Here is a 9,332-nt window from a genome sequence, read left to right as displayed (position 1 = left end):
CGACTACCAGCGCGTGTTTCCGTTCCTCGGCCGGATCGGCCAAGCACGCCCCCGTTCTCCTGACCCGCCGGCTGGTGGACCTGGAGGCTTTCGACATTCTCAGTCGCTGCGTCGGGTCCTATCTCAACCCACTCAGATCGATGAGCTGACCTCACAGGGCGGAAATGGAGCGAGCCTTTCACCCCGCAGTGGATCGGCGCAGGAGACCAAGGCTTGGAGGAACAGCAGAGAACTCGGCAGTCAGGTTCGCGTTGAACCTGAGCCGCCACGTTTGGGCCCAAAGGCTGGAACGGCAGTCTGCGGAACCGGAGTGGCACGGTTTCCTTTGGGCCGTTCTAGGCCATTCTCTGCCGGTGGCCGAGGCCGGCCCTATGACCTTGACCTGAGGCAAATTGACAAAGGGATCATGGCGTCAGGACTGCCTCGGCTTCGATCTCGACCCGGTAGGGGCCGATCAGTCGGGCGACTTGCAAGAGAGTGTTGGCCGGCGGATAGTTTCCGAAGAAGCGCCCGTGAGCGATGGAAACCGCCTTGCAGTCGTCAGCGTCGGTCAAGTAGACACGAGTGCGCACCACGTGCTCGGGGCCGGCGCCATGGGCGCGCAGAGCGGCTCCAATCTTGTCGAGAATGTAGGTTGTTTGTGCACCAGCATTGCCGGGCGCTACCGGGTGATCGTTGCCGTGGGTTGCCGTGGTGCCGGACACAAGAATGCGGCCCCCCACCCTGATCGCGCGGCAATAGCCGGCAAGCGGCTCCCACTTGGAGCCGGTGAAAACCCTGGCGCGGTCGGGCAGGGCGGCATCAGCCACGGAGGGATGCAACGGGAGGATCGCGTTTAGATGATGCGACAGGTCGCCAGAGGCCGTCAGGAACGGCGGCTTGCGGTACTCGTCGCCGCAGTCGCCGGGCACCATTGTCATCCGCGAAAACACTGCATTCAGTCTGGCGTGATCATCGGCATCAAGGGCGAAGTCGAAGATGCGCAGGTTGTCGGCGCGATGCTCGGCCTCGGTGATCCGGGCGCCGATGATGGTCGCCGCAACAGAGGGCGTGTCCAGAACCCAGCGGGAGGCGACATTTGACAGCGACACGCCGTGCTTCTGCCCTATTTCGTGCACCGCGGAGAGCAGTTCCTGGAACAGCTCCCAGCCACCGGCTGCGTCGATGAATCGCTTGTACTTCATGCGCGACCAGTCCGGGATCTCGACCGGTTCGGGCTGGCCCCGCCACCTTTCCGAGATGAAGCCGCCGCAAAGGGTGCCGTAGGCCAGCAGCCTGACCCCGGTCCGCCTGCACAGCACAGTCAGCGCACCGGCGGCCCGGCGGTCGACGATCGAGAAGCTCACCTGGTTCGAGACGATCCCGATTCCCTCGGCCAGCGCGACATCGAGGTGGGCGGCATCAAAGTTGGTCACCCCGATGGCCCCGATCAGACCCTCGGCCCTCAGCGCCTCGATCTCGCGCAGCGCGTCCAGCCAACGAGGGTCTTCGAAGCTCCACCAATGGAATTGCAGCAGGTCGATACGCTTGGTGCGCAGCCGGTCCAGTCGATCCTGGATGCCGGCGCGGACGATTTCGGCTGTCATGGGGCCAGGTTCCGGGCACCACTTGGTGAAGGCAGTAACGCGCGACATGCCGGGACGGGCGGTCAGCTCTCCCGTGATCACCTCTGCCGATCCGTAGTGGTCGGCCATGTCGAAGCTGTCGAAACCCGCATTGGCGTATGCCTCGAGCCGATCGGCGGCCTGGACAGGGTCGAGAGTGGTGCCACCCTTCTCGAGGTCGGCCACCTGCCAGAGCCCGCAAACGAGCCGCGCGATGTTCAGGCCTGGCGCGAGATCGGTGCGCGGCAGGACGGGGAAGGGGCCGGTCTGCAGGGGCGTGTCAGGCATTTGTCTTGGTTCCTTGGGATATCTTGGGAGCGGTCGGGGCGATAGGTCGCCTCAGTGTGCCAGCTTCGCCCAGAATGCCCCGCGGGCGCAGCAGCAGCACGACACATAGGGCGATACCGATCATCACGATCTGCAGCGAGGCGGCGCGCGCTTGCTGGTCAGTCGGGAAGAGCGAACTGATGGCCGAGCCGGATATGGCCCAGATCGCCCAGACCAAGACCGCACCGAGGATCGCACCTCGCATGTTGCCTGAGCCACCGACGATCAGCATTGTCCAAACCTGGAAGGTCAGGATCGGCAGATAGTTGTCGGGAGCAATGAAACCGATGAAATGACCCTGCGCCGCGCCGCCTATTCCCATTACGAAGCCACCGATGGCAAAGGCCTGAAGCCGGTAGGTGACAGGGTTCTTACCAAGCGCCCGGGCCGCCGTCTCGTCCTCTCGCAGTGCCCGCAGGACACGACCCCAAGGCGAGCGGACCAGATGCTCCAGCACGACATAGCAGACAAGAACGGTGAAGATCATCACCACGAGGTTCGCCAATGAGAAGAGGTCGGTATTCCCCTGCAGCGACCCGAACGGGCGAGGGATGAACCCGATGCCGAAGGGACCGCCTGTCATTGCCTCGAGATTCAAGACTGTCAGTTGGATGACCACTGCCGCGCCGAAAGTGGCGATCGCCAGGTAGTCGGACCGCAGCCGCAATGTCAGGGCGCCAATGACAAGACACAGCAGTCCCGCACCGAGCCCTCCGCCTAGCCACCCTACCAGTATCGGCAGATCAAACCCGCCGATGCGACCCTCGATCGGCGGCGTCGTTAGGACTGCCGAGACATAGGCGCCTACGGCGACGAACCCTGCTACGCCGACGTTGAAGAGGCCAGTCTGACCCCATTGGAGGTTTAGGCCGAGGCAAATGACCGCATATGTCAGCGACATGGTCAGGAAGAACGCAGCATAGGACAGCAAGTCGATCATGCTGAGGCCTTTCCGAAAATGCCCTGCGGGCGCAGCAGCAGGACCGCGACGAGGATGACGAACGAAACCGCCGCTCGCCATTCCGCGCCGATGAATTGTACTGTCAGCGCCTCGGCTAGCCCGACAACAAGCCCGGCCAGCATCGCCCCAGGAACCGATCCGATGCCGCCGAGGATCGCTGCGGCAAAGAGCGGAAGCAGCAGGTCATGGCCCATGGTCGGACGGATCTGCACCACGATGCCGGACATGATCCCGGCCACCGCGGCCAGCGCCGCCCCAAGGATCCAGACCATGCGAATGACAGCGCGGGTATCGATCCCTACCAGCGCCGCCAGTTGCGGATCTTCTGACACTGCGCGCATTGACCGGCCCGCGGCGGTGCGGGTCAAGAGCAGGTGGACCAGCAGAACCAGAGCCGCACCAAGCGCAACGACCAGCATCTGGTCGGGCGTGGCGCGCAGGCCCGGCAGGATCTCGCGTCCGATCTGCAGTGCAGTCGAAAAATACCGGGGACTGGAGGTGTAAAGAAATTCCAGAGCGTTGCGCAGCGCCAGCGCCGCACCGAAGGATGCCATGACAAGGATGATCGTCACTGCGCCTGAGCGGCGCAGCCGCCCGAAGAGCAGCCCGTCCACGGCCAGAGACAGCACCGCCGTCAAGATGATCGATCCGCCCATGGCGATCGGAACGGACCACCCGAACGAGAACGGACCCAGAGGCGTCCCCAGCCCCGGCAGCAACGCCCCAAGCGCACCGCTGATCGTGAGCGCAAGGTATGCCCCCCAACTCAGTAGCTCGCCATGGCTGAAGTTGGCGAAGCGCAGGATCGAATAGGTCAGGGTGACGCCGATTGCGCCGAGCCCGATGATAGCCCCGTTCACGAGCCCGTCCATGATCGGTTGCAACATCATGCCAGCGCCTCCTTGCGATGGCTGCCGAGGTAGAGTTCGGCTACAACGGGGTCGTCGGCCAGCGTGGCTGAGGGCGCATCATGGGCGACCCGCCCCTCGACGAGGATCACGCCGCGGCTGGCGACCTGAAGACCCGCGCGCACGTTTTGTTCGACCAGAACAATAGTGATCCCCATACCGTTGATCTCGCGCAGGCGGTCGAAGACATTCGACACCATCAGTGGCGAGAGGCCTGCGGAGGGTTCGTCGAGGATCAGGACCTGCGGGTCGACGATCAGCGCGCGCGCTACTGCAAGCATCTGCCGCTGCCCGCCCGAGAGGCTGCCCGCGCGGGTGTTTGCGCGACCTGCAAGGTCGGGAAACGTCTCCATCATGGCGCTGATGCGGTCGGAACGCTGGCGTTTCGGCAGGATCTGCGCGGCCAGCTGCAGGTTCTCGCGGATTGTCATCTGGGTGAAGAGGTTCTCGGTCTGCGGGACGAAAGCCAAGCCGTGCCTCAGGCGCAGATGCGCGGGCACGGCGGAGATATCAAGGCCGCGCAGCCTGATCGAGCCTCCGTGCACCGGGACCAGCCCCGCCACGGTCTTCACGAGCGTCGACTTGCCTGCACCGTTTGGACCAAGCAGCACGACGAACTCGCCATTGCCCACCGTCAGGTCGACATCCTTCAAGATCGACAGGTCCGGTTGATAACCCGCCGACAGACCGCTGATGCGGATCACGTCATTCATGCGGCATCTCCGAGATAGGCGCGAACGACCTCCGGATCGCGGATTACCGCATCAGGCGTACCTTGGGCCAGTTCGCGCCCAAGCGCCATGACCACCACTCGGGAACAGAGCCGCGCCATCATGTCCATGTTGTGCTCGATCAGCAGGATCGCGACACCCTGCGCGTTGAGGTCTGCGATCCGCCTCATGATCTGCTCCAGAAGAGAAGGGTTCACTCCGGCCGCGGGTTCGTCGAGCAAGATCACTTTGGGATCGGCCATCAAGATCCTCGCCAGCTCCAGAAGCTTGCGCTGCCCTCCGGACAGGACGCTGGCGGGCTGGTCGATCAGGTGAGTCAGCAGCAGGAAGTCGATAATATGGCGCGCCTTTTCCGTGGCGCGAGCCTCATCCCTGCGCGAGGTGCCAATCCGGAAAGCCGCGCCGAAGACGGTCTCGCCACTCTGTTTCTGCGCACCGCAGAGGACGTTCTCCAGCACGGTCATCTGCGGGAAGGGCCGGGGGATCTGAAAAGTCCGGCCCAGCCCGCGGCCAAGGCGCTTCTCTGCGCCCTCAGCGGTCACATCGGCACCCATGACCTCGATCCGCCCGGCGGACGGAGACAAGGATCCGGCAAGCATGTTGAACATCGTCGTCTTGCCGGCGCCATTCGGCCCTATCAGCCCTAGAAGCTCTCCTGCGGCGAGCGAGAGTGACATGTTATCGACCGCACGCATTCCTTGGAAACTGCGACAAAGACCATGGGCCGCGAGGACCGCGCCGTGCGTCGTATCCATTGCATCATCCCTGTATCTGCCGCAGTCAGTCTTCCGCCGGCATTTCATATCTTTGATCAAAGATTATTGACATGAAAGGGCAATGCAAGCAGAAATATTGGGCACCGACGAGACGGGATGTTTGATGGGTGGCGCCCTGACAGATGATGTAATGGTTCCGGGACTGCGTCGGGTCGGACGTGCTTCATTGCAGCAGCGGGTCTATGACGAACTGACAAAGTCGTTGATGCACGGTGCCTTTGCCGCTGGACAGGTTCTTCGGATGCAGGCGGTTGCCGATACATTGGGTGTATCAGTGATGCCTGTGCGGGAGGCACTGGGCAGGCTGGTGACCGAACGTGCGCTGGAAGTGATGCCGAACCGCTCCACGCGCGTACCGCTGATTACGGAAGCTCGGCTTGATGACCTTGCCCGGGCGCGATGCTTGATCGAGGGCGAGCTGGTGCGCATTGCCGTGCCGCAGATGGATGTAGATAAGCTGGAACTGCTGCGCCATCAGACTGAAGCCTGCGAGGCCGCCTTTGCAAGGTTGGACGAGGAACATGCCACCGAGACCTCCGTCCTGAACCACGATTTCCACTTCACCATCTACCGCGCCGCCGGGTCCGAGGTGCTGTTGCCGATCGTGCGCAGCCTGTGGATGCAGTCCAGCCCTTGCGTGCGCGCTTCGGCGATCATCTATGGGCGCAACCCTTCGCTGACCGCGGTGCATCACCACTGGGCGCTGATCGATGCGCTCGAAGCGCGTGATGCTGAGGCCGCGGTGGCTGCTCTCCATTCCGATATCACGCAGTCCTTCGACCTGATCCGCACCGACATGAGAAAGGCCAGAGATGAATGACGACAGCTTCGAACTCTGGGACCTGAAGGTTGAGGTGACGGTGCCGGAAGGCGGCGCGATCTATTGCAATGCCAAAGCCGGCGACTGGTTCGAGTTGCGCGGCGAGATGCTCCATCTGCCGCCGGGGCAAGGCTTCTCGATCTACTCCCTGGCCGCAGTCTTGCCCCTGCTGGCGGCAAAGCAGCGCGACACCCATCTCAACGACTGGATGAGCACCGACGCCGAGGTGGCCTGTCCTGATCCCAACTGCTCGACCCGGTTCCGGATCACCCGAACCGGCAGGCGTCGGTTCAGCCACGCGGAGACCACTGCCGTTCCCCTGCCAAAGGAGACCTGACATGACCCTGCCGCGTACCACTCTGGCCCCCGGCTACGAGATTTCCTGCGTGATCCGCGGCGGCTGGCAGCTGGCCGGCGGGCATGGCCAGATCGACCGCGCCGAGGCGGTCAGGGACTTGATCGCCGCCGCCGAAGCTGGGATCACCACCTTCGACTGCGCCGACATCTATACCGGTGTCGAGGAGATCATCGGCAACTTCCGCTCGGAATATGCCAGCTGCTATGGTGCCGAGGCTCTATCGCACATCCGTGTTCACACGAAATGCGTGCCGGACCTCGACAAGCTGGACCGGCTGACCCGGCCGATGCTGCATGAGACCGTGGCCCGTTCGGCCAAGCGCCTAGGGGTCGAGCAGCTTGATCTGGTGCAATTCCACTGGTGGGATTACGCGCAGGGCGACTGGCTGCAGGCCGCGATCTGGCTGAAGGAGTTTCAGGACGAAGGGCTGATCAACCTTCTGTCCGGAACCAACTTCAATACTGATCACGTGGCGGCCATGTTCAATGCGGGCGTCCGGTTGTCTACGCTTCAGACCCAGTATTCGCTGCTCGACCGTCGCCCAGAAAAGCGGATGGCCGCACTGGCGGACAGGGAGGGAATGCAGTTTCTCTGCTACGGCACGGTTGCTGGCGGCTTCTTGTCCGACAGGTGGCTGGGCCGGCCCCATCCGCAGGGCAAGATGGAAAACCGCTCGCTGACGAAATACCTGCTGATCATCGAGGACATCGGCGGCTGGAACCTCTTTCAGGCTCTGCTCGAGACCCTGCGGAGCATTGCAGATACCCATGGCTGCGACATTGCGACTGTCGCCTCTGCCGCGGTGCTGACCCGTCCGCAGGTCGCGGGAGTCATCGTCGGCGCGCGCAATCGCAGCCATTTGGCAGCGAACCTTCAGGTCGGCAAGATTGTCCTGACGGAGGCAGAGATGGCAGCGATCGATGCTGTTCTGGCTCATGCCTGCCAACTGGACGGCGATGTCTATGAACTGGAACGCGACCGCAACGGGCGGCACGGATCGATCATGAAGTACAATCTCAACAAAGAAGAGGCCTGAGCCTCCAAACTTGCCCGCACCGGGCTTTTCCCAACAGGAGCACACTGGAATGAAAAAGCTTTTCCTTGCTTCCGCGGCCTGTGCCGTCCTGGCGACCGGGGCTGCGGCCCAGGACTGCTCGGTCAAGGTTGGCATGGTCATGGAGCTGACCGGCCCTGCCGGCGTCTATGGCCAGGCTGGGACGAAGGCCGTGGACATGGCCTTCCGTGACATCAACGAAGCCGGAGGCATTCTGGGCTGCAAGGTTACCTCCGACACCCGTGACAGCCAAAGCCAAGGCAACGTTGCTGTCGATCAGGCCACGCAGCTTGTCAACATCGGCAAGGTCCCGGTGCTGATCGGGGGCATCATCTCGTCGGTCTCGATCCCGATCCTGACATCTGTGACCGGACCCGCCGGTGTGGTTCAGGTGTCACCTGCCTCTTCCTCGCCGACGCTTACTCAGCTTGGGCAAGAGGGCAAGACCGGCGGCTATTTCTTCCGAACCATCACGTCAGACGCCCTGCAGGGCACCGCAGCGGCGCAATACGCCATCAACCAAGGTATGAAGAAGCTGGCGATCATACATGTCAACAACGACTTTGGCGTCAACATGATGCGCGAGTTCACGAAGGCATATGAGGCTTTGGGCGGAGAAATAACATCTGCCACCCCATACAATGAGAAGCAGGCAAATTACACTTCTGAGGCGACCGCTGCACTGAAGGGGGATCCAGAGAGCCTTTATTTGATCTCCTACCCGGTGGATGGCGCGACCATTGCGCGGGCTTGGATCTCTTCTGGCGGACCACAGAGCTTCCTGCTGAACGACGGGATGAATTCCTCAGACTTCATTACCGCGGTCGGCGCACAATATCTTGACGGAGCCTACGGGACGTCATCGGGAACGTCAGAAACAGCATCGACGACATACTTCTACGACAACTTTGCCAATTTTTCCGGTGGCATTGCGCCCGATGCGCCGGCCGCTGATCGGTCCTATGATGCAGGTGCCATTGTCGCACTGGCAATCGCTCAAGCCGGCGAAGCCTCGCCGGAGGCCATCCGCAATGCTATCCCGCAGGTCACAGGCACCGAGGGTGAGCCCATCCATGCGGGACCCGAGGAATTCAAGAAGGCGCTCGACCTGATCAAGGCCGGCGAGAAGATCCGCTATGAAGGCGTGATTGGACCAGTGGTCTTCGACCAGTACGGCGACATCACCGGACCCTTCCGCCTGTGGAAGATCACCGGCGGCGAGCTGGAGACCACCGGCACGATGTCACCCGAAGAGGTCGCCGAGGTGAAGCAAGTTATCACAAACTGAATTGCTGCAGGCTTCACGCCCAATCCGGGATATTGGGAATGGAGCCTGCTCGCGCAGGAGCGATTGATGATCCAGTATGCCGTGACCAAACCACATGGATTGCGGCGACTTGTATGTCTGAGCAGATAACCGGCACACTGACGCGCGCCTTGCCCACAGGCCCCGGCGAAACGTGGCCGGCAAACTTCAGAGGCCTCCCGCTGGACCCGATCAAGATCGAACTGGCTTAAGAGCAGAACTCACGAATACCAGGTCTGCCGATCAAACCAGAGAACATTGAGGCTACAAGCTAAGCTTGGGGAAGCGTCAAACGAAAACCGCGACATGATCTACTTGAAGGCAAAGTGGTTCTTGTCACTGCGCCTCCGCGGCCAAAGTTGGTAGCACTGTTCTGTCCAGCAATGTCGCCCCCGGCGGCTGGTATTTTACGCTATCTCGGCTGGTAAGGACTGAAGATTGCTCGGTTCCCTGCATGGGGCAGGGCGGGGCGGCACAAGATGCCGAT

General features: G+C 62.2%; 9 protein-coding genes. 4 read left to right on the top strand and 5 right to left on the bottom strand.

Going from position 1 to position 9,332, the window contains the following annotated elements:
* Positions 1–404 precede the first annotated feature (404 nt).
* Genes ACLHHB_RS04845 through ACLHHB_RS04825 form a run of 5 tightly spaced genes read right to left on the bottom strand, consistent with a single transcriptional unit; the run spans position 405 to position 5,226 of the window.
* A complete protein-coding gene (locus ACLHHB_RS04845) occupies positions 405–1,892 on the bottom strand; it encodes an aldo/keto reductase (RefSeq protein ID WP_410217156.1) in 1,488 nt (495 codons plus the stop codon).
* A complete protein-coding gene (locus ACLHHB_RS04840; RefSeq protein WP_410217155.1) occupies positions 1,885–2,871 on the bottom strand; it encodes a branched-chain amino acid ABC transporter permease in 987 nt (328 codons plus the stop codon). The genes ACLHHB_RS04845 and ACLHHB_RS04840 overlap by 8 nt, the downstream gene beginning before the upstream one ends.
* Positions 2,868–3,782 (bottom strand): branched-chain amino acid ABC transporter permease, encoded by a 915-nt coding sequence (locus tag ACLHHB_RS04835; protein WP_410217154.1) that lies wholly within the window; start codon positions 3,780–3,782, stop codon positions 2,868–2,870. The genes ACLHHB_RS04840 and ACLHHB_RS04835 overlap by 4 nt, the downstream gene beginning before the upstream one ends.
* Positions 3,779–4,513: an ABC transporter ATP-binding protein gene (locus tag ACLHHB_RS04830; protein ID WP_410217153.1), complete on the bottom strand. Its 735-nt coding sequence runs from the start codon at positions 4,511–4,513 to the stop codon at positions 3,779–3,781. Before ACLHHB_RS04830 ends, ACLHHB_RS04835 begins: the two co-directional genes overlap by 4 nt.
* Positions 4,510–5,226, bottom strand: a complete 717-nt coding sequence (locus tag ACLHHB_RS04825) for an ABC transporter ATP-binding protein (RefSeq protein WP_410217152.1) — start codon at positions 5,224–5,226, stop codon at positions 4,510–4,512. Before ACLHHB_RS04825 ends, ACLHHB_RS04830 begins: the two co-directional genes overlap by 4 nt.
* A 142-nt stretch (positions 5,227–5,368) precedes the next feature.
* On the opposite strand from ACLHHB_RS04825, the gene ACLHHB_RS04820 reads away from it, so the two are divergent.
* From ACLHHB_RS04820 to ACLHHB_RS04805, 4 genes are read left to right on the top strand one after another with little or no spacing between them, the layout of a single operon-like run.
* Positions 5,369–6,127, top strand: a complete 759-nt coding sequence (locus ACLHHB_RS04820) for a GntR family transcriptional regulator (RefSeq protein ID WP_410217151.1) — start codon at positions 5,369–5,371, stop codon at positions 6,125–6,127.
* Positions 6,120–6,464, top strand: a complete 345-nt coding sequence (locus ACLHHB_RS04815) for a TIGR04076 family protein (RefSeq protein WP_410217150.1) — start codon at positions 6,120–6,122, stop codon at positions 6,462–6,464. The genes ACLHHB_RS04820 and ACLHHB_RS04815 overlap by 8 nt, the downstream gene beginning before the upstream one ends.
* A gap of 1 nt (position 6,465) precedes the next feature.
* Entirely contained in the window at positions 6,466–7,521 is a 1,056-nt protein-coding gene (locus ACLHHB_RS04810; protein ID WP_410217149.1) for an aldo/keto reductase, read from the top strand.
* A gap of 49 nt (positions 7,522–7,570) precedes the next feature.
* Positions 7,571–8,827, top strand: coding sequence for an ABC transporter substrate-binding protein (locus ACLHHB_RS04805; protein ID WP_410217148.1), 1,257 nt, complete (start codon positions 7,571–7,573; stop codon positions 8,825–8,827).
* Positions 8,828–9,332 lie beyond the last annotated feature (505 nt).

The organism is Paracoccus sp. (in: a-proteobacteria), from assembly GCF_046462195.1.
In the GTDB taxonomy this organism is placed as follows: Bacteria; Pseudomonadota; Alphaproteobacteria; order Rhodobacterales; family Rhodobacteraceae; genus Paracoccus.
The sequence above is the reverse complement of the archived record's forward strand: the minus strand, read 5'-3'. Positions and strand labels throughout refer to the sequence as shown.

What these genes read in the sequence shown, in the direction of transcription:
- ACLHHB_RS04845 (WP_410217156.1), bottom strand. Translation starts at nt 1,892, where the DNA reads ATGCCTGACACGCCCCTGCAGACCGGCCCCTTCCCCGTCCTGCCGCGC.
- ACLHHB_RS04825 (WP_410217152.1), bottom strand. Translation starts at nt 5,226, where the DNA reads ATGCGTGCGGTCGATAACATGTCACTCTCGCTCGCCGCAGGAGAGCTT.
- ACLHHB_RS04805 (WP_410217148.1), top strand. Translation starts at nt 7,571, where the DNA reads ATGAAAAAGCTTTTCCTTGCTTCCGCGGCCTGTGCCGTCCTGGCGACC.
- ACLHHB_RS04815 (WP_410217150.1), top strand. Translation starts at nt 6,120, where the DNA reads ATGAATGACGACAGCTTCGAACTCTGGGACCTGAAGGTTGAGGTGACG.
- ACLHHB_RS04830 (WP_410217153.1), bottom strand. Translation starts at nt 4,513, where the DNA reads ATGAATGACGTGATCCGCATCAGCGGTCTGTCGGCGGGTTATCAACCG.
- ACLHHB_RS04840 (WP_410217155.1), bottom strand. Translation starts at nt 2,871, where the DNA reads ATGATCGACTTGCTGTCCTATGCTGCGTTCTTCCTGACCATGTCGCTG.
- ACLHHB_RS04810 (WP_410217149.1), top strand. Translation starts at nt 6,466, where the DNA reads ATGACCCTGCCGCGTACCACTCTGGCCCCCGGCTACGAGATTTCCTGC.
- ACLHHB_RS04820 (WP_410217151.1), top strand. Translation starts at nt 5,369, where the DNA reads ATGCAAGCAGAAATATTGGGCACCGACGAGACGGGATGTTTGATGGGT.
- ACLHHB_RS04835 (WP_410217154.1), bottom strand. Translation starts at nt 3,782, where the DNA reads ATGATGTTGCAACCGATCATGGACGGGCTCGTGAACGGGGCTATCATC.